The 17726-nt window shown below is 49.0% G+C and carries 18 protein-coding genes and 1 pseudogene; 5 read left to right on the top strand and 14 right to left on the bottom strand.

Going from position 1 to position 17726, the window contains the following annotated elements:
* Window positions 1-482: 482 nt before the first annotated feature.
* Complete coding sequence (locus tag BN6539_RS10710) at window positions 483-1625, bottom strand: iron-containing alcohol dehydrogenase (protein WP_067537805.1); 1143 nt, start codon at window positions 1623-1625, stop codon at window positions 483-485.
* A 360-nt stretch (window positions 1626-1985) separates the two neighbouring features.
* On the opposite strand from BN6539_RS10710, the gene BN6539_RS23100 reads away from it, so the two are divergent.
* The 3 genes from BN6539_RS23100 to BN6539_RS10700 all read left to right on the top strand — a co-directional run bounded on the left by BN6539_RS23100 (window position 1986) and on the right by BN6539_RS10700 (window position 4101).
* On the top strand, window positions 1986-2117 hold the full coding sequence (locus tag BN6539_RS23100) for a hypothetical protein (protein ID WP_264473196.1): 132 nt from the start codon (window positions 1986-1988) through the stop codon (window positions 2115-2117).
* A 269-nt stretch (window positions 2118-2386) separates the two neighbouring features.
* Window positions 2387-3205, top strand: coding sequence for a MerR family transcriptional regulator (locus BN6539_RS10705; protein ID WP_067537802.1), 819 nt, complete (start codon window positions 2387-2389; stop codon window positions 3203-3205).
* 419 nt (window positions 3206-3624) lie between these two features.
* On the top strand, window positions 3625-4101 hold the full coding sequence (locus BN6539_RS10700) for an SAM-dependent methyltransferase (protein ID WP_067537799.1): 477 nt from the start codon (window positions 3625-3627) through the stop codon (window positions 4099-4101).
* A 60-nt stretch (window positions 4102-4161) separates the two neighbouring features.
* On the opposite strand, the gene BN6539_RS10695 is transcribed toward BN6539_RS10700, so the two are convergent.
* The 3 genes from BN6539_RS10695 to hypB are packed head-to-tail and all read right to left on the bottom strand — an operon-like array spanning window position 4162 to window position 7961.
* Window positions 4162-4518, bottom strand: a complete 357-nt coding sequence (locus BN6539_RS10695) for a hydrogenase maturation nickel metallochaperone HypA (RefSeq protein ID WP_067537796.1) — start codon at window positions 4516-4518, stop codon at window positions 4162-4164.
* Window positions 4519-7272 carry an FAD-dependent oxidoreductase gene (locus BN6539_RS10690; RefSeq protein ID WP_148484475.1) on the bottom strand — a complete coding sequence of 918 codons (2754 nt, stop codon included), beginning with the start codon at window positions 7270-7272 and terminating at the stop codon, window positions 4519-4521.
* 17 nt (window positions 7273-7289) lie between these two features.
* Window positions 7290-7961 (bottom strand): hydrogenase nickel incorporation protein HypB, encoded by a 672-nt coding sequence (hypB, locus tag BN6539_RS10685; protein WP_067537793.1) that lies wholly within the window; start codon window positions 7959-7961, stop codon window positions 7290-7292.
* A gap of 230 nt (window positions 7962-8191) precedes the next feature.
* On the opposite strand from hypB, the gene BN6539_RS10680 reads away from it, so the two are divergent.
* Entirely contained in the window at window positions 8192-8896 is a 705-nt protein-coding gene (locus BN6539_RS10680; RefSeq protein ID WP_067537790.1) for a FadR/GntR family transcriptional regulator, read from the top strand.
* Window positions 8897-8945: 49 nt separating this feature from the next.
* On the opposite strand, the gene BN6539_RS10675 is transcribed toward BN6539_RS10680, so the two are convergent.
* The 3 genes from BN6539_RS10675 to BN6539_RS10665 form a co-directional block, all read right to left on the bottom strand.
* Window positions 8946-9362: a DUF3842 family protein gene (locus BN6539_RS10675; protein WP_067537788.1), complete on the bottom strand. Its 417-nt coding sequence runs from the start codon at window positions 9360-9362 to the stop codon at window positions 8946-8948.
* Window positions 9363-9378: 16 nt separating this feature from the next.
* Window positions 9379-10251 (bottom strand): YitT family protein, encoded by an 873-nt coding sequence (locus BN6539_RS10670; RefSeq protein ID WP_067537786.1) that lies wholly within the window; start codon window positions 10249-10251, stop codon window positions 9379-9381.
* Window positions 10252-10347: 96 nt separating this feature from the next.
* On the bottom strand, window positions 10348-10788 hold the full coding sequence (locus BN6539_RS10665) for a MarR family winged helix-turn-helix transcriptional regulator (protein WP_082907459.1): 441 nt from the start codon (window positions 10786-10788) through the stop codon (window positions 10348-10350).
* Window positions 10789-10998: 210 nt separating this feature from the next.
* Here BN6539_RS10665 and BN6539_RS23330 point away from each other — a divergent pair.
* Window positions 10999-11196, top strand: a pseudogene (locus tag BN6539_RS23330) (MATE family efflux transporter); the annotation flags it as partial.
* Here the strand turns inward: BN6539_RS23330 and BN6539_RS10660 are convergent.
* From BN6539_RS10660 to BN6539_RS23550, 7 genes are all read right to left on the bottom strand, one after another.
* Complete coding sequence (locus tag BN6539_RS10660; protein ID WP_001820670.1) at window positions 11196-13052, bottom strand: recombinase family protein; 1857 nt, start codon at window positions 13050-13052, stop codon at window positions 11196-11198. The pseudogene BN6539_RS23330 and the gene BN6539_RS10660 sit on opposite strands and share 1 nt — an antisense overlap.
* Window positions 13053-13106: 54 nt before the next feature.
* The gene (locus tag BN6539_RS10655; protein ID WP_000253176.1) at window positions 13107-13370 is read right to left on the bottom strand and encodes a hypothetical protein; all 264 of its coding nucleotides are present in this window, start codon (window positions 13368-13370) and stop codon (window positions 13107-13109) included.
* Window positions 13370-13600, bottom strand: coding sequence for a YdbC family protein (locus tag BN6539_RS10650; RefSeq protein ID WP_001206986.1), 231 nt, complete (start codon window positions 13598-13600; stop codon window positions 13370-13372). The genes BN6539_RS10655 and BN6539_RS10650 overlap by 1 nt, the downstream gene beginning before the upstream one ends.
* Before the next feature lie 45 nt (window positions 13601-13645).
* Complete coding sequence (locus tag BN6539_RS10645) at window positions 13646-14500, bottom strand: ParB/RepB/Spo0J family partition protein (RefSeq protein WP_000743700.1); 855 nt, start codon at window positions 14498-14500, stop codon at window positions 13646-13648.
* A gap of 8 nt (window positions 14501-14508) precedes the next feature.
* The gene (gene mobV, locus BN6539_RS10640) at window positions 14509-15645 is read right to left on the bottom strand and encodes a MobV family relaxase (protein ID WP_019662321.1); all 1137 of its coding nucleotides are present in this window, start codon (window positions 15643-15645) and stop codon (window positions 14509-14511) included.
* A 354-nt stretch (window positions 15646-15999) separates the two neighbouring features.
* On the bottom strand, window positions 16000-17025 hold the full coding sequence (locus BN6539_RS10635) for an AAA family ATPase (protein ID WP_001170964.1): 1026 nt from the start codon (window positions 17023-17025) through the stop codon (window positions 16000-16002).
* 458 nt (window positions 17026-17483) lie between these two features.
* Entirely contained in the window at window positions 17484-17654 is a 171-nt protein-coding gene (locus BN6539_RS23550; RefSeq protein WP_000331638.1) for a hypothetical protein, read from the bottom strand.
* Between the last annotated feature and the right edge of the window lie 72 nt (window positions 17655-17726).

Here is a 17726-nt window from a genome sequence, read left to right as displayed (position 1 = left end):
CAACGAATTGCTGGACAGACCTTATGCTTTAGTGCCCCGCAAGCGACAGCGAGCGGCAAGGCACTAGTCGTATAATGGTTCTCGCCCCAATTCGTACAACGAATTGCTGGACAGACCTTATGCTTTAGTGCCCCGCAAGCGACAGCGAGCGGCAAGGCACTAGTCGTATAATGGTTCTCGCCCCAATTCGTGCAACGAATTGTTGGACAGGCCTTATGCTATAACGCCCCAGCTTGCCGATTTTCCGCAGCTTCAGCTGCAATGGAAAATGGGACAGCGAAGCGACATATGTCGCCTAGGAGTGCAGTTTACTGCACGTTTAGCTGGCTTGGCGTTAGTCGTGAAATGATTAGTGATCACTTAATTTATAATGACACATCTATCTAAAGCAAAGATCATGCCAAAACAGAAACCTTTGCAGATGCGAGAATTTTGACAGAAAAATAACAATTTTGTTGCAATGGGCAGGTCTGTTGTTGCACTCATGCAACAAACTCTCTCAAAATTGCCTCCACGTCCTTTGCTGTCAGCCTGGCAAAAGTGCCGCCCGGCGTTCCGACGGCATCTGCCAATTCTTCTATGGTGTAATCACCTCTTGGAATCGTCAGGGGCAGGCCGATCTCTGTAATAAACCGCCTCATTTCGTCGATTCCTCTGCTAATCATCTCTTCCCAGCTGCTGCCTGTGATTCCCCATACCCTTTCAAAGAAGCGGCAGAACCTCTCCGGGGCTGCGCAGCTCATCCGCTCACACCAGGCCGGCAGAATCATTGCCAGCGCGCTGCCGTGGGTGATACCGTATTTTTCAGTCAGAACGTGGGAAATCTCGTGACAGGCAAAGTCTCCGCCCGGACCCAGCATATCGTTATGGGCTGCCGACGCCGCAAACATCAGCTCGCCGCGCAGCTCGAGGTTTTCCGGATCCATCAAAACCTTGGGCAGAACTTCGATTACAGTCCGCATCAGGCTCTCCGTCATTCCGTCTAAAAGCCGGCTCTTTCTCGTCAGATCAAAGTAGCGCTCAAAGGCGTGAGAGAAAATATCAAAGCCGCCGCAGGCTGTCTGAAACCGGCTGATCGCCAGAGTCAGCTGTGGATTCAGCAGTGCAAATTTGGGTCTCGTCCCCTTGAAAGGCCGGGCAATTTTTCTGCCTGTCACGTGGTCGCTGATCACTGACATGTCGTTGCATTCACTGGCAGAAGCCGGCATGGTCACAACAGCGCCGATGGGCAGATATTTGCAAGGCTCCGCCTCGGGGCTCTCGTAAAGCTCCCGTACCGAGCCCCTGTACCCGCTTCCGGCGGAAACCGCCTTTGCCGTATCGATGACGCTGCCGCCCCCGACAGCAAGAATGCCTTCGATATTTTCTTGCCGCGCGATTTCGATGGTCTGCTCAATAAACGCAATCTCCGCATTGGGTTTCACCCCGCCGCGGCAGACCACTGTGCAGCCCGCCTCCTCAAGGCTTTCAACCAGGCGCTGGCCCAGCCCCTCTTCAAAGATGCGGCGGCTTCCATATATCAAGAGGATTTTCCTGCCGTACTGCCTCATCAGGGCGCCGGCTTTTAATTCTGCATCCTCTCCGAAAAAAAGTTCCGTGGAAATGTTCATATTGAAATTATACATTTTTATTACCTCCTGGTGGTAATAAAAGCAAAATTTGTGCCATGTGCCGATATCTGTTCCACTGAAACGCAGTTTTTCACAGCGCTTACTTCAGAAATCGGCGCGGTAACCTTTCGATAGAGGTGTGAGGCGATTGCTTGGCGTAACTTATAGGGGAGGGGGGTATGTGCCGAGCGTTCTTTACAATAAAGTTAGGCTTTTTGATGCTGTTCAGAGGATTTCGCGTAACATTGCGGTGGTGGTAGACGCTATATCCCTCCATACACCTTGAGATAAGACATGAGTCCCTGATGAATTCACAAATATGCTGTGCTCGGTTACTTTTGTAGATTGTGAACGACCTTTGCGGCGGAAAATTTGATGGAAAAAGTAACCGAAATCGGATATACCCCCCTGTTGAAGACTTATGGCAGTACGCCGGTTACGCGAGAATGTGCAGAAGTTCCCAAAAAGCATAACCTTATCGTTTTTGAAGCAGAACCAGTGCGGTAATCCTTCACAGCAAAGGCGCGAAAGCTGATAAAGTCAGTCTACAGCTGCAATTTTGCTATTTGGAACCTGTTTGTAAAAAACGAGTATAAAAACCATCAGTCATCAGTCAAGTCCAAATTTGTGTGTAAAATTTTCAGCAATAATAAATCATAGATATACTATATATCTGCGTAACTGTGGGTATCATGCGTCAGGAGATTGTCAACGTCATATAGTAAATTGCATCTGCGTCCGCCGATGTGTTATACTAAAAAATAAGGAGGGGAAACATGTTCAAAATAGGAGAATTTTCAAAACTAACTCAGGTGTCGGTCAGAATGCTGCGCTACTACGAAAAGGCAGGCCTGCTGAAGCCAGCGGAAATCGACCATTTTACGGGGTACCGCTACTATACCGCCTCGCAGATTCCCTTCTTAAACAAGATCGTCTATCTGCGGGACAGCGGATTTACCGTGGCAGAAATCGCATCAGCGCTGGACAATTGGCGGGAGGACATCCTCCTTACAAAACTGGAAGAGAAGAAGCAGGAAATCAGAGCGAATATAGAAGCTGAAAAAAAGAAACTGGCTAAGCTCCAAATGGCGGAGGATGGTTTGCTTGGGCAAAAGGAACCGCTGCACTACCAGATCGGCATCAAATCCATCCCCAGCTATTCGGTTCTTTCCCTGCGCAGAATCATCCCCGATTATTACGCCGAAGGAGATTTGTGGATGGAGCTTGCCGCTTTTGCCCGCAAAAACAACGTGGAAGTCTCCTCTGAAACGTTTTCCATTTACCACGATCTTGAATACAAAGAAAGCGATGTCGATGTGGAGTTATGCGCACTGGTGAAAACGTCAGGAAAAAACACGGGCCCATTCACCTACCGGATAACGGAAGCCGTCCCTCTCATGGCCTATACCATGGTCTATGGGGAATTCAGCAACATCGCCGGCGCTTTTGCCTCCTTCGCAGACTGGCTGCAGAAAAATGACCAATATCAGATGTACGGCAGCAGCAGGCAGATCGTGCATCGCGGACCGTGGAACGAAGATAACCCGGAGCAATACCTGGTGGAAATTCAGATTCCCGTTTCAGAACTTGTATAGACACAAATACTGTCCCTCCACGATATTTTTATGTTTTTGCGTACTATTTGTCCAATCTGACATAAATAACTTCTGCAAATTACATCTGTAAAAGTCAATCATTCCATCCTGGTTACTTTTTCATCACATTTCCCGTCAAAAATAGGTTGGAGAGTGCCAAAAAAATAACCCAAGTTGCGGTTTCTGCACGAGAGCGCAGAGGATTCTGCTATTGCAGAGGCATAATATCGTCTGTTTTGAGATTTCCTATGCAAGTCTTTATGTCAAATAAACAAAAAACCTTCAAAAACATAAAAATACCGTAGCCCATAAAGTTTTATAATCGCAGCGGCCTCTCCATTTCAAAAATTAACAGTTGACTCTGACACGGTGTCAGGGTCTATATTGGATTTACAGACAAATCAAGCGGAGGTTTAGATATGAAAAATTTAGAAGTAAATCCTATCGGTAAAGTTGTGAATGGAGAAGATGGTACCTATATTGAGGTGCTTCCTCAGTATATCCCCGCCCTAAAGGCGCTGGACGGATTCAGTCATCTCCAAGTGATCTGGTGGTTCAGCGATTTTGACAGCCCGGAGGCCAGGACAGTGACAGAAGTCCCCAAGCCCTACAAAAATGCGCCCGAAGTCGTGGGCATCTTTGCCACAAGGTCGCCTGTCCGTCCAAATCCTCTGGCGCTAAGCACCGCAGAAGTCATCCGGATTGACTACGGCAAAGGGCGCATCGAGCTGACCTATATCGACGCCAACGATCAGACGCCGGTACTGGATCTCAAGCCATACACACCAAGTTTAGACAGAGTTGAAAATCCACGGGTACCTGATTGGTGCAGCCACTGGCCGAAGAACATAGAAACCTCTGAGGATTTTCCATGGGAAGAAGAGTTTCATTTCTAATACAAACATAGCAAAACAGCGTCTCCTGCCTGATGATGGCCGGAGACGCTGTTTGGTTACTTATTCTTCCCCGTATAAGAGGATTTCCTTTAGCAGAAATTCCTTTCCTGTTACAATGACTGCCTCTTCACATTCGCAGACAGGGCACTTCCTCTCATTCTTTAGAAACTCATAGAAGTTTCCGCATTGTTTACATTCTACGACGGCGACAACCTCATTGATTTTTAGCTCCACATGCTCATATTCCGTCCTGTCGATGGCAGCCGGCCAGCAGTTTCTCAGATATTTTGGCACCACCAGGGATGCTTCTCCCACGTCCAGGACCACTGCCGCAATCTTCTCAGGGGAGAGTTTATTTTCCGCTGCTATGTTTTTCACACGGTCCAAAACTTCAAATACAATTCCAAGCTCATGCATTTAGGATTCCCTTGTCCCTTCTTTTTGCGGCTCCTCACGCTTCTTCTGCGCGATTCTCTCCATACGTTTCTTTACGTGTTTCAGCACTACTGGCGGTATCTGTGTAAATTCAACGCCCTCCGCGTCGTATACCCGCTCCAGGTGAATGGCGTCAAACTTGCACTTTGTCGTACACTGGCCGCAGCCGAGACACATATATTCATCCACCTTCGTAACGCCGCAGCCGAGGCAGCGTGACGTCTCTCTTTGAACCTGTTCTTCCGTCAAAGTGCCGCGATAATCGCGGAAGCTGTGCAGACGGTCGCCTTTGGCGTGATCCGGCTTTTGTCTCGGCGTATGGTCGTAATCATCCAAAATCGCCGCCTTTTTATCCAGCTCCTTGTACTGCCTGCGGTCACGGCCATAAACCAGGGACTGACCCGGATGTACGTAGCGGTGAATCGATATGGCTGCCTGTTTGCCCGCAGTGATCGCGTCGATAGCAAACTTTGGTCCTGTATAACAGTCACCGCCAGTAAAGAGATCCGGCTGCCCGCTTTGGTAAGTAAACCCGTCGGCTTTGATCGTCTGATTCGGATTTCGCTCAGCATCACTGCCATCCAGGAGATTGCCCCACTGGATAGACTGTCCCACGGTGATGATGACCTGGTCCGCCGGGGCCACGACACAGTCCTCCTCATCATACTGCGGCGCAAAACGATGATTCTCATCGAATACTGATAGACACTTCTTGAATTCCACTGCCGTCACATGGCCGTTTTCAGTAAGAATCCGCTTCGGTCCCCAACCGTTACAAAGCTGGATGCCTTCCTCTTCCGCCTCCAGAATTTCTTCTTCTGAAGCCGGCATGATGTCCCGTCCTTCCAGACAGTGCATGGACACGCTGTCGCTGTTGCAGCGGACAGCCGCGCGGGCTACATCTACGGCCACATTTCCGCCGCCGATGACCACGGTCCTGCCGGTCAGATCCAGACAATTTCCAGAGTTGATGCCCTTCAGGAACTCGATTCCAGTCAGCGCCCCTTCGGCATCTTCTCCGTCGATTCCCAGTTTTCGTCCGCCCTGGGCGCCGATCGCTGCATAGAAAGCGTCATATCCGTCCTGGCGAAGCTGGTCAAGGGTGACATCTTTGCCCACTTCGATTCCAGTACGAAATTCTACGCCCATTTCTTTGATAATCTCTATTTCTGCCTCCACCACATCTTTTTCCAGGCGGAATGCGGGAATACCGAGGGTCAGCATACCGCCAAGACGCTTTTCTTTTTCAAAGACGGTGATCGTATATCCGTCCAAAGCCAAATAGTAAGCGCAGCTCAGCCCTGCAGGACCGGCCCCGATAATGGCAATCTTTTTGTCATGATAATCGTGGCGTTTCTTTGGTATGACCCGTTTTGCAGGGTCCAGCTCCTGCTCGGCGATAAACTTTTTGATGTCGTCAATGGCTACAGGATTATCGAGTTCTCCTCTGGTGCACGCCTGTTCACAGCTGCGGTTGCAGATTCTGCCGCAGACAGCAGGGAACGGATTCTCTTTTTTGATCAGTTCCAAAGCCTCCTGGTACTTGCCCTGGGATGCCAGCTTGACATAGCCCTGCACGCCGATATGGGCAGGACACTTAGTCTTGCATGGAGACGTGCCGGAATCCACTACATTTTCCCGATTGACTCTGTACTCTACATTCCACTTCTCTTCAGGCCACTCTTCGTCTCTCGGCGTGCTGGTGGATGTGATATCCTCTACAATCAGCGTGCTGGAACAAAGCTTCTGTCCCAGCTTCAGTGCATTGACCGGGCAATTCTCTACGCACTGGCCGCAGGCTGTGCACTTTTCAGGATCGATCTTTGCCACGTAGTTAGAACGGATCATATCGACGTTCTTGAACATGGTTGCCGTCCGAATGGAAAGACAGCCGCATCCGCAGCAGTTGCAGATAGCGTGGGTTTTCCCCGGCCCGTCAGCGTTGGGGATCTCGTGCATCAGTCCGTTTTCTTCTGCTCTTTGCAGAATCTCGTATACTTCGTCCTTGGTGATCTGTCTTGCACGTCCCGTCCTTATGTAATACTCTGCCGCCGTACCCATTTGGATACACATGTCTTCCTTCAGATGACCGCAGCCTTCGCCCATGACCTCCCTGTCGGTACGGCAGGAGCAGTCCGAAACACAGAAGATGGTATTTTCCTCTACATATTTGGATATCTCTTCATAATCAGCCTTCCTGCTGCTTCCGTCAATGGCGGACTGGATGGGGATGACGCGCATCAGACCCACGCCCACCGGGAAAGAACCGACGCTGCCTCCGCCTCTGACTCTGCCGTAGGCTTCCATGGCATAGGCTACCACCGGATATTTCTTGATATTATCAGCGTTATTTACAATCATCTCCATGTGTCCCGGTATCCAGGTTTCCGTCCAGAACACGTCCTCTCCGTTCAGGGTCCCTACCTTGCAGGCACCATACACGGCCAGATCCATCAAAACCTCCCGGCAGTATTCCGCTGATTTTCCCATCATTTCCGCCACCTGCGGCACTGTCTTTTTCTCGAAAGAACCGAGACAGAGTGCAACTTCCGCCATTTCATCGCTGATTCCCGCTTCCAGGCAGACATATTCCGGGTCGTCCCACTGATAAGATCCCTCGCCGCCCGGCACTGCGTCCGCCTTCTTGCGTCCGATCATATTTGCCAGCTTCATAACCTTTTCTTTGTACTGGCATTGATACCCCTCAGGGAACTGCATTTTTGTAAGCTCACTCATGATTTTTCCTCCTTCTTTTACGCCTGCTGCCATAGCTGCACTTGATCTTTCAGCCACTGTATCCACTGATCCATTCCCTCGCCGCTCTTCGCACAGATGGGAATGACCTTGATATCTGGGTTCAGGTTCTGCGCCCGCTCTTTGCAAGCCTCTACATCAAAATCGAAATATGGCAGCACATCCATCTTATTGATCAAAAGTACGTCGCAGATGGAAAACATCAGGGGATATTTTAACGGCTTGTCGTCCCCCTCCGGTACGCTGAGGATCATGACATTTTTCGACGCGCCGGTGTCAAATTCCGCCGGACAGACCAGATTGCCTACGTTCTCTAAAACAGCCAGATCGATATTCTCGGTACCCAGACCTTCAATTCCCTGTCTGGTCATCTCCGCATCCAGGTGGCACATGCCGCCCGTATGAAGCTGTATAACCCTGGCGCAGGTCTTTGAAATTGAAGCGGCGTCCACGTCGGAATCAATATCCGCTTCCATCACGCCAACTCTTACATCGTCCTTCAGCAGCCCAATGGTCTGACACAACGTGGTGGTCTTGCCTGCACCGGGAGAAGACATCAGGTTCAGCAGGAACACCTTCTTTTCCTTCATCTCCGCTCTCAATTTTTCTGCACGCTCATCATTGTTTTTGAACACACTTTCTTTTACTTCTAAAATCTTGTATTGCTCCATATCTCTTTCCTTTCTGGTTGAACCAGTTTCAGCTTTGACTGTATTCTATCACGTCAGTTAAAATACAGTCAACGGTATTTTGCGGTAATCTCTTAATTTTTCAGCATTTTCATTGACTTTTTATGATAATTTAAGTATAATTTTCATTGTGGTATGTGGTTAAACCAATTCCACACAATAATATGGACTTTTGGCATATCGCCCAGCCAATGTGCGGAAAAGGAGAAAAAATGAAGTTTAAGAAGTTAGTCGCGCCCTCACTGAAAGAAATGTTCGTCGAACAGATGGAATCCATGATTCTCTCAGGAGAACTGGCTGTCGGCGAAAAACTCCCGCCGGAAAGAACTCTTTCGGAATCTATGGGCATCAGCCGTTCCGTGGTAAACAGCGGAATTATAGAATTGGAACGGATGGGATTTCTGACCATCAAGCCCAGAGTTGGCGCCTTTGTTGCGGATTACCGCCGAAAAGGCAATTTAGAAATCATGCGCGCGATACTAAGACACAAAAACGGACGGTTAAGTCCGGAAGAGATCCGATCCATATTCGAGGTGCACAGCGCTCTGGACCGATTGACAGTGACCCGGCTGATTGCAAGAATTACAGAGGAAGATTTAGAAGCCCTACATCTAAAACTGGAGAAAATAAAGGAGCAGGAAAACGCCCATGATACTCTGGTCGCAGGCTTCGAATTCCACCACGAACTTGCGGTGCTGTCCGGAAACACTTTGCTCCCCTTCATTTTTCGCTCCTATTACCTGGCAGTCATGGATGTGTGGATCAGATTTTATGAAGTCAACGGCGCCGAGCTCATTTACGAAAACAGCCGTCAAATCTGGACTACCCTGAAAAACAGAAATTTAGAGCTCGCTCTCCACTGGATCGACCAGTTCACCTACGAAATTACAGAAGGAAAGTATACGATATATTACTAAAAATAGCTCCGTAATGCGGTAACATTACGGAGCTATTTTGCTCTACTCTTTAACAAATCCCCTGGGCGGCTTGTCTTATTTTCTCTATGGCATCTTCTATCAGCTCCCCGATGGACTGGCTTTTGACCCCCGCCACCAGGTGATCACAGCGGTTCATCGGGATCAGCACTCTCGCCGCCCTGCTTCTTGCAACTGCCAGCGCCATATCGGCTGTCACTTCCCCGAGAAGGGCGTCTGCGATGACGATGCCGATAGGACCTACGATGACATCTGCCCTGCGGCAAGCCACGATGACCGGATTCTCCCCCGTCGCGCCCTCGTCGGCGCCTGCCTTCAGCATGGTCGCCGTCGCTGTGCTGTTGGTTCCCACCGCCGTAATTTCAGCAGCGGGAAATGCCTTTCGAATGGACTCGATCAGCTGCTTTCCCAGCCTGCCGCCCTGTCCGTCTATGACTAAAATTCTCATTCTATCACTCCTCTATCTACAATCGTTTCTCAAAATTTCCGCTGACATGGGTACCCTCGAAAAAGATGAGGAACGCACGGGCGTCTCTGCTTTTGACGATAGCCTTCAGGTGGTTCACCTCGTATTTGTTGATGACCACGGTCATGATCCGGGTATGCTCTGAGGTGTAAGCGCCCATGCCGTCCCACACGGTCACGCCGCGGCCCATCTCCTCCATAATGGCGCCTTCGATGTCCTTTGCCTTGGAAAACACCATGCAGGTTACATTGATGTTCTGATAGTGCGCCCTGTCCGTGACCAGCGTCAGGCATGCCAGGAAGAGGATCGAATAGATCGCAATTTCCAAATCAAAGAGGACAGCGCAGAGCAGATAGAGCACTGCGTTGATCAGCAGCGAAAGTTTCCCCACAGAGAAGTTTTCGAACTTCTTTGTGAAGTAAACGCCCAGAATGTCCATGCCCCCGCCGCAGCCGGAGCACTGCAGCGTCAGACCCATGCCGATGCCGCCCATGACGCCGCCGATGATGCAGTTTGCCAGCATATCTTCCAAAATCGGCTCCGCTGGAATCGGTAAAAAGGTCATGAAGACGGTCTGCACGATGACCGACAACAGCGTTTTGACGAAGAAGTTCTTCGACATGGTCTTATAGGCGATGAAAAACAGGGGCAGGTTGAAGACAAAATTCAAAACCCCTGCGATATCCATCTGAAAATGTAGTCCGGCGCTCTGCTGCAGCAGAGTTCTGATGATCTGCGCAATGCCCAGGACGCCGCTGCTGTACAAATTGAGGGGGACAATAAAACAATTCATTCCCACTGAAAACAAAAACGCGCCGAAGATGACAATAGCATATCTCTTGGCCTCTTTCTTAACAATCGCTCTGCTCATGACAGTTTCCTTCCGTTCGCAAGATTTACTCCATCTGTTATACTACATTTCGCTGCTGTTTTCAATACATATTTCTGTAAAATTTTCCCCTGTCTGTTATAATGCGTCAAAGTGCCTGCCGATATTGCCGGACACCTTCTTCAGCAGTTCCAAAAAGATATTCCGTTCGATCTCCGTCATCCCCTCCGTCATCACGCCGACCCAGTCCTCTCCCGCCTGTACCAGATTGGGGTAGACCTCCCGGGCGCGTTCTGTCGGATATACGTCGATAGAACGCCCGTCCGCTGCATTGGCGCACCGCTTCACATAACCGTGCTCCTCCAGCTTATTCATGGTCTTCGCCACGGTGCCTTTGCTCATGTCCATCAGTTCGCAGAACTTGTTCTGCGTCATCATTCCATTCTCACAGGTAATCATGACAAAAGGTGTCAGGGCTCCGCTGAGGTCCATGTCCTTCATCCTCTCGTTCATATAGATTTGCGTCCTGCGATAAATCTGGGAGATCATCTTGAGCATCTCCCCCTGTAGTGAGTCCATAATACTTTACCTCGCCCCATTTAGTTTCTGTTGCAACTTTTATAATAATCAGAAAACCATTTTTTGTCAATAGTTCTTTCCTTTTTTGTTGACTTTTTCTGGGTTTTCAACTATAATAAGAAGTGCAATCCGATAAAAAGGATTTATTTTTTTGCAAATATAGTTTCATAAGAAACTAATTAGATAGACATATAGGAGGTACATACATCTATGAATGAACAAATCGAAACTAAAAAAGAGAACAAGATGGGGGTCATGCCCGTAGGGCGGCTCCTTTTGACCATGTCCATACCCATGGTCATTTCCATGTTGGTCCAGGCGCTATACAACGTGGTGGACAGCATGTTCGTCGCACAGATCAGTGAAAATGCGCTGACCGCCGTTTCTCTTGCCTTCCCTGCGCAGAATCAGTCGGTCATTTTTTGCGGACAGTTCATACATGCTATCCTTTTCTGTTCTCTGCTCCTGCGTTTGCTCTCGTTTGATTTCTCCCTCCGTATCTTCTTGGCACAAGCAGGACAATACCTTGATGCACCAGAGCCCGGGACATATTCAACGCCGCACACCGTACAATTTTTAGCGGGCATTGCTGCCCACCGTTTTGTAGGTATGATATGTAATTCATCGACAAAGCCGATGAATTTATAGTAAATCTTGATTTCCTGCTTCACTGTTCCGTCTGCCATCTTCTCACGCTCCGAAACAAGTATCTTGTCTATGAGTGCGTTTATAACTGTTGCATCCAGTTCTTTTAAGCCTTGATAATTTCGGATAAGGGCGAGGAAGTCACGGATTCCCCGTGATTTCTCGTAGCTTTCATTAAGAGTTTCCGTCACCTCTTTCAGCCTTGCTTCAATTTCAAGCTGCTCTTTCTGGTATTTCCCCGACATCATCTCAAAATTCCGCTCGGTAATACGCTCCATGACCTTATCCTCGTAGAGAGAGGAAAACAGCCTGTCCAGTTCCGCAAGGCGTTTGTTCAGCTTCTTACGTTCTTTCTCTAATGCTTTCGCCCTGCTCTGGTCTGTTTCCGTGAGCCGCTTTTCTATGGCCCTGACCGCCTTTTCATCATTCACTGCCATATCCGCAAAACAGTTGATGTCGGCAAGAACGGCATTGAATAAATCCCTTGCTTCTATATTGTGGGCACTACACTCGCTTCTTCCGTTTCTTGCATAATTATTACATGAATACTGTACACAGTCGATAATCTCTGGGCGTTTCCTCCTGTGTACGTTCATTGCCCGCAGAGCACATCCGCAGTCCACACACTTGATAACGCCTGCAAAAATATTTACAAATCCTCCCTTGTTCTGTGGAAGCCTACGACTTGTAATAAGCTGTTGGACAATATCAAATTCCTCCTGCGTGACTATTCCCTCATGGGTATTGGGTATCACTTCCCATTCTTCGGGCAGCTTAGAGGGGCGTTTCTTGCTTTTCATATTGGCGGCAATCCGTTTGTAGCCTACAAGATTTCCCGCATATATCGGGCTTCTTAAAATGCTCCTCACGCTGTTCCCACTCCAAATATAGCGTTTGTCCTCGTTCCCCTCAAAATGACGTTCAAAGCCTGTTTCGCCACGCTCCGCCGCATAAGCGGCAGGGCGTAGGATATGCTGTTTATTAAGATGTCTGCAAATTTTGGCAACTCCATTCCCTTTTAATGCAAGGTCGAATATCTCTTTTACAACATGTGCCACTTTATCATCTATCAGCAGATGGTTGTGGTCGGCAGGGTCTTTGATATAGCCATAAGGGGCGGTAGTTCCCATGAATTTCCCCTGTTGAAACCTCGCCCGATATGCCGATTTTATCTTAACAGATATGTCAGCGGCATACATTTCGTTTAAAATGTTGCGGAAAGGCGTGATGTCCATAGCAGATTTATTCAAGGTATCTACGCCGTCATTGACCGCTATATACCTCACGTTATGCTCTGGGAAGAAAACTTCCAGATATAACCCACAATCAAGATAGTTTCTCCCCAGACGGGATAAATCTTTCGTAATCACGCAGTTTATCAGACCGCTTTCAATGTCTTTTATCATATTCTGGAAACTTGGTCTTTGGAAATTTGTACCAGAATAACCATCGTCCACATACGTTTTTGCTATGTGCCATCCCTGCTTTTTCACATAATCCGTGAGGATGGATTTCTGTGTCGCAATGCTCGCACTCTCGTTATCCGTACCATCGTCTTTAGATAAGCGGCAATAAATGCCGACTAAATAGATTTTCTTTTCTTCTTTGATTCCTGCCATACTGTAAAACCTCCGTATCTGTCCTATCTGTTTTCATGTCCCATTGCGTACATTCTAAGCGGACAGCCCCTCATTGTCGAAGGTGTCGCCCTCGGCAATCTTCTTCCGAATATCCTCGGAGATAATCGGGACAAACGCTTCTGTAACGGTCTGTGTGCCGACATATTCACGGCTGATTATCATCTGCACTGGTGCTTTTGGCACGATACGCTTTCTCTTTTTATCTGCTTTCTTATCCTCGCCCATACTTAAATCTTCCTTTCCAGACAGGGCAGGGAAGAGTTTGGAAATGTCCCCGCCCTGCCAATCAGATACCATTAATCCTCGCTGTTTAATTCTTTCTGTAATGCTTTAAGGAGTGCCGCCGCTTCATCAGCGTTCAGCGTGATTCCCTTGCCGCACTTTTCACGGTTCGGGGAAAAGCTGCGGATGTCATACTTCGGCTCTTTCCCATTCCATGAAATGAGATTGATTTCCTTTGTGTAGCCACTGTCGCCCGTAGACAATACTGCGATTTCCTTTACGATTTCATACTGGATTTCTCTCATTCTCCATACCTCAACTCTCTGTATTTACTTCCCGAAAAAAGAAGATTAGCGGCTGTCACGGTTGCGTTTCCTCTGCAACTCACGCTCCAAAAGTTTGATGATGGTTTCCTCCATCTGCTTCGGCGTTGTGTTCTTCGGAAAGTATTTTTTCAGCTTGCTTGTGTTGATTTTCAAGGTTTCTTTCTGGTTGCCCTTTTCCTCCGTCATAATCGCAAATATCGTATCCATGTCAAGCCGCCCGCTCTGGCTTAACTGTTTCATCCGCTGTGCCTGTGAGAGTGAGGGCGTTGCTTCTTCGCTCTCCATCGTGGCAAAGAGGTTTTCCTGCTCGTCTTTCTTCAAGAAGGACAGTTCCACCGCAGGCGTGAGGGCGATTTTCCCCTCGTCCACCATCTGCAAAATCGGCGGTATCAGTTCCGTCAGGCGGATAAAACGCTGCACGGTCATCCTGCCCACGCCGAAGCCCTGTGCCACCTTGTCGTCCGTCCGCAACTTCGTCACAACTTGTGACGAGGTTAAGTCTGTGCGGAAACCCTGCCGCTTCATGGCTTCGGATTTCATCTTGTAAGCAAACGCCCGCTCCGATGGCAGGATATTCTCACGCTGCAAATTGCTGTCTACAAGGGTGATGATGGCTCGGTCACGGTCTAAGGGCAGGACAAACGCAGGCACGGTATTTATCCCTGCAAGTTCAGAAGCACGGACACGCCGCTGTCCTGCAATCACTTCATAACCGTCCCCGTCCTCTTTCGGGCGTGTGATTATCGGCGTGACAATGCCAAATTCCTTGATGCTTTCCGCTAACTCTGACAGTGTTTCATCTTCTGCCACATGAAACGGATTGTCGGGGAACGGGTACAAGTCTTTGGTCTTTAACACCTTAAAATCCTGTTTCTTCATTCACATATCTACCTTTCTTTCGCTCTGCTTCTATGATTTTTCTGCAATTCTTCCAACACTTCGGGCGGTATTTTTGACAGCAGCCGCCCCATCTGCTCGTTGGTTCTCTGCAATTCAAATATCTTCTGATTCGCTTTCTGCACCTTTAGTTCCTGCTCGTACTTTTCATCACGCATACGCCCCGCATAGTCTGATTCCTGCCCAATTCTCTCTTTCAAACTGTCGATATACGCCTGCTGTTTCCCGATTTCCTTAGAGAATTTCTCCACGTCTGGCAGCCATGCAGAGAGTAAATCTAACGCTTTATCCCTTTTCTTCCCTGCGTTAAAGGCGTTGATGTCGGATAGGGCAGACACGATTTCTTCATACTGTTTATCAAGCCTGCCGCCTAATTTATAGAGCCATGTGGGGACGTGTTTCCGCTTGGTTTCCATTGAGGACTGCCCCCGTTCAAGCTGATTCCACCGTGAGGACATCCGCTCATGGTAGGCGGTCTGCCACTCGGATAATGATTTCTGGTTGCCTAAGATAGCTTTCGCTGACAGCTTATTGTCTGGCGTAATCGGCACAAAGCAGAGGTGCATATGGGGCGTTCTCTCGTCCATATGGACGACAGCGGAGAGGATATTCTGCTTTCCAACACGCTCCGAAATGAAGTCAAGAGCCGTCTGGAAATACGCTTTTTGTTCTTCGGGCGGTAACTGGTTCATAAATTCTGGTGAAGCTGTGATGAGCGTTTCCACCATCATCACGCTGTCTTTCCTTGTCCTGCACCCCGCTTCGGCTACCATGCGGTTAATCTCTTTCTTGTAGGTGTACTTTGGTGGTGCTATGAGATGGTAATTGTTTTTAGAGCGTTCCATATCTATATCTGGGTTGCTTTTGTAGGCTTCTTTCTTCCGCTCGTTGTGGCGTTCACAAGCCGCAACGCCGCCCGCTTTTCGTTTCTGGAAACGCAGGATTGCATAAGGCATAGGCGGATTCCTCCTTTCTTTCGGCGGGTGACCGTCCTTTGGGGTGACAGCGGTGACGGTGGTGACAGCAGTTTTGGGATACCCCCTGCCGACTGCCGCAACTGTCACCCTCACCCCCTGCATGACGGTCATGTCGATGATGACGGTGTTTTTGGGATACCCCCCTCGCAAGAGCCGTCACCGTCATGCTGCCATTCTTTTATCCGAAGCGTGGAGCGTAGGATAAGCAGGGCGTAAGCCCTGCCTTAAGGGAGTCCAGAGGGAACGTCTGGCACACGACTTTGCAGGGCAAAGTGTAGTGTGTTACACCCTGTAAACGCAGTCGGAAAAATCGGAATGATTTTTCTGACCGCAGGGGTGGTTTTACACGACCGAAAAGGGCGAGTAAATCTCACGCCTGCATTTTGCGTTTACGGGGTGTTCTCCCGTAGGGATGACAGCGGCAGGGTATCCTAAAATCACTGTCACCACCGTCACTGCTGTCACCCGCAGGGCAGAGCCGCCAGCTTTACATGGCTTTAAGCGTCAATGACAGTAACAGGGGGGTATCCTAATATCGCTGTCACCACCATCACCGCTGTCACCCGCCCTCCTTGCAAGGGCAATCCGCCTGCCGTCTTTCCTGCGGCTGTACTGGTAGCAGATACGGTTCTCGCTTAAAAATGTGGTGCGGTATTCATTCAGCCATTTCGTAATCACCGTGGGTATGGTTTCCGTTTCCCCCATAGCGGCTAACAGTTCCGTTGCCGTGCCTATCCATTCTTCCTTATCCCTCATAAAATCCACCAACCGAAAAAGGACATCTGGTATCGTTTCTTTCGCAAGCTGCTCCTGCGTTTTCCGCTCCACAAGCTCCCAACGGCAATCACGGAAACGCAGCGTGTATTCCTGATAAGGCGTGTCCCTGCCCGTCACATACAGCTTGGCGGTGTCAGACGCACGTTTCTCCTTTTCCAGAACAAAGGTAGCGTCCGCACTCCCCGTTAATCCTGTCGTCCCAGACACCTTGTTGAACACGTCGCTGTCATTCTGCTTTCGGATGTGGTGTACGACAATGACCGCCAGAGAGTGCCTGTCGGCAAAGTCTTTGATGAGGGAGATGTCCCCATAGTCGCTTGCATAGGCATTGTCTTTTGAAGCTGTACGGACTTTCTGCAAGGTATCAATGACAATGAGCCTGCTGTCTGGGTAATCTTTCAGATAATCTTCAAGCTGCACGATAAGACCGTCTGACAGCTTGCAGCTTGCCACGGCAAAGTGGAGCCGCCCGCTTGCTTCGTCCGTCAAACGAAATAACCTGTCCTGTATGCGGCAGAACGTGTCCTCAAGGCAGAGGTAAAGCACATCGCCCTCCATTGTCGGCATATCCCATAAAGGGATTCCCTGCGACACGCATAAGCATAGCTTCAGCATGAGCCAGCTTTTGCCTATCTTCTGTGAGCCGCAGAACAGCGATAAGCCTGTCGGGATAAGGCTGTCCACCACAAAGGATGGTTTCTCAAGCGGTTCATAAAGGAGCGTTTCGGCGTTGACTGTCTGTAACTTCTGCATGGCTTTCCTCCTTTCGGGCGGTGTCTTTGTTTTCGTTGCACATAGGCGTTGACCTCCTTAAAAATAGATTTACTCCCACGGAAAAAAGTGAGAGTATGTAATGCCGCCAATCCCACACAAATAAAAAACAGATTTCTTTTTCGGGCGGTGTCGGTCACGGTTGGAGATATTTCTTCAATTTCCGCCTTTACTTTCTCCTTTGCAATCGCAACAGATTTCTGTATTGCCGAAGCGGTGCAATGCTCCATAGCGGCGATTTGGTAAAAATTGAACTCATACTCGTAGTAGAGCAGGAAACGCCGCCTTTGTATCTCTGGAAGGCTCCCAACCGCCTTATAGAGCGTTTCATTCCGTTCTTCCTCAACCATGCGTTCATCAAGGCTCTTAGGCACACGCAACGCCCGTCTGTAAAGGGTTTCGTCCCATACCTCGTTAAACTCCCTGTGCCGCTCGTCCCATTAGAAAAGATTCCTGTTCCTGCGCTCCATCTGCCGAAACTCCATAAAGAACTGTTCCGACACTTCCAACTCGTGGGATTTGCCCTGCCCGTCCTTAAAGCTGATAAAATACCTTGTGCCGCTTTCCGTGGATTCCTCCCGAAGCGTGTATGCCTTAACCCTGTATGCCATCCTGTTGTCCTCCTGCAAAAAATGAGTGAGGGGATTTCCATCCCTCACCCAGTAGCCCGCAGGATGGCAGGC

The sequence above is a fragment of the Emergencia timonensis genome, assembly GCF_900086585.1.
Classification (GTDB): domain Bacteria; phylum Bacillota; class Clostridia; order Peptostreptococcales; family Anaerovoracaceae; genus Senimuribacter; species Senimuribacter timonensis.
The sequence above is the reverse complement of the archived record's forward strand: the minus strand, read 5'-3'. Positions and strand labels throughout refer to the sequence as shown.

Excerpts from the sequence above, each read along its gene's own strand:
- BN6539_RS10710 (WP_067537805.1), bottom strand. The coding sequence starts at position 1,625 with ATGTATAATTTCAATATGAACATTTCCACGGAACTTTTTTTCGGAGAG.
- BN6539_RS23100 (WP_264473196.1), top strand. The coding sequence starts at position 1,986 with ATGGAAAAAGTAACCGAAATCGGATATACCCCCCTGTTGAAGACTTAT.
- BN6539_RS10705 (WP_067537802.1), top strand. The coding sequence starts at position 2,387 with ATGTTCAAAATAGGAGAATTTTCAAAACTAACTCAGGTGTCGGTCAGA.
- BN6539_RS10700 (WP_067537799.1), top strand. The coding sequence starts at position 3,625 with ATGAAAAATTTAGAAGTAAATCCTATCGGTAAAGTTGTGAATGGAGAA.
- BN6539_RS10695 (WP_067537796.1), bottom strand. The coding sequence starts at position 4,518 with ATGCATGAGCTTGGAATTGTATTTGAAGTTTTGGACCGTGTGAAAAAC.
- BN6539_RS10690 (WP_148484475.1), bottom strand. The coding sequence starts at position 7,272 with ATGAGTGAGCTTACAAAAATGCAGTTCCCTGAGGGGTATCAATGCCAG.
- hypB (WP_067537793.1), bottom strand. The coding sequence starts at position 7,961 with ATGGAGCAATACAAGATTTTAGAAGTAAAAGAAAGTGTGTTCAAAAAC.
- BN6539_RS10680 (WP_067537790.1), top strand. The coding sequence starts at position 8,192 with ATGAAGTTTAAGAAGTTAGTCGCGCCCTCACTGAAAGAAATGTTCGTC.
- BN6539_RS10675 (WP_067537788.1), bottom strand. The coding sequence starts at position 9,362 with ATGAGAATTTTAGTCATAGACGGACAGGGCGGCAGGCTGGGAAAGCAG.
- BN6539_RS10670 (WP_067537786.1), bottom strand. The coding sequence starts at position 10,251 with ATGAGCAGAGCGATTGTTAAGAAAGAGGCCAAGAGATATGCTATTGTC.
- BN6539_RS10665 (WP_082907459.1), bottom strand. The coding sequence starts at position 10,788 with ATGGACTCACTACAGGGGGAGATGCTCAAGATGATCTCCCAGATTTAT.
- BN6539_RS10660 (WP_001820670.1), bottom strand. The coding sequence starts at position 13,052 with ATGGCAGGAATCAAAGAAGAAAAGAAAATCTATTTAGTCGGCATTTAT.
- BN6539_RS10655 (WP_000253176.1), bottom strand. The coding sequence starts at position 13,370 with ATGGTATCTGATTGGCAGGGCGGGGACATTTCCAAACTCTTCCCTGCC.
- BN6539_RS10650 (WP_001206986.1), bottom strand. The coding sequence starts at position 13,600 with ATGAGAGAAATCCAGTATGAAATCGTAAAGGAAATCGCAGTATTGTCT.
- BN6539_RS10645 (WP_000743700.1), bottom strand. The coding sequence starts at position 14,500 with ATGAAGAAACAGGATTTTAAGGTGTTAAAGACCAAAGACTTGTACCCG.
- BN6539_RS10635 (WP_001170964.1), bottom strand. The coding sequence starts at position 17,025 with ATGCAGAAGTTACAGACAGTCAACGCCGAAACGCTCCTTTATGAACCG.
- BN6539_RS23550 (WP_000331638.1), bottom strand. The coding sequence starts at position 17,654 with ATGGCATACAGGGTTAAGGCATACACGCTTCGGGAGGAATCCACGGAA.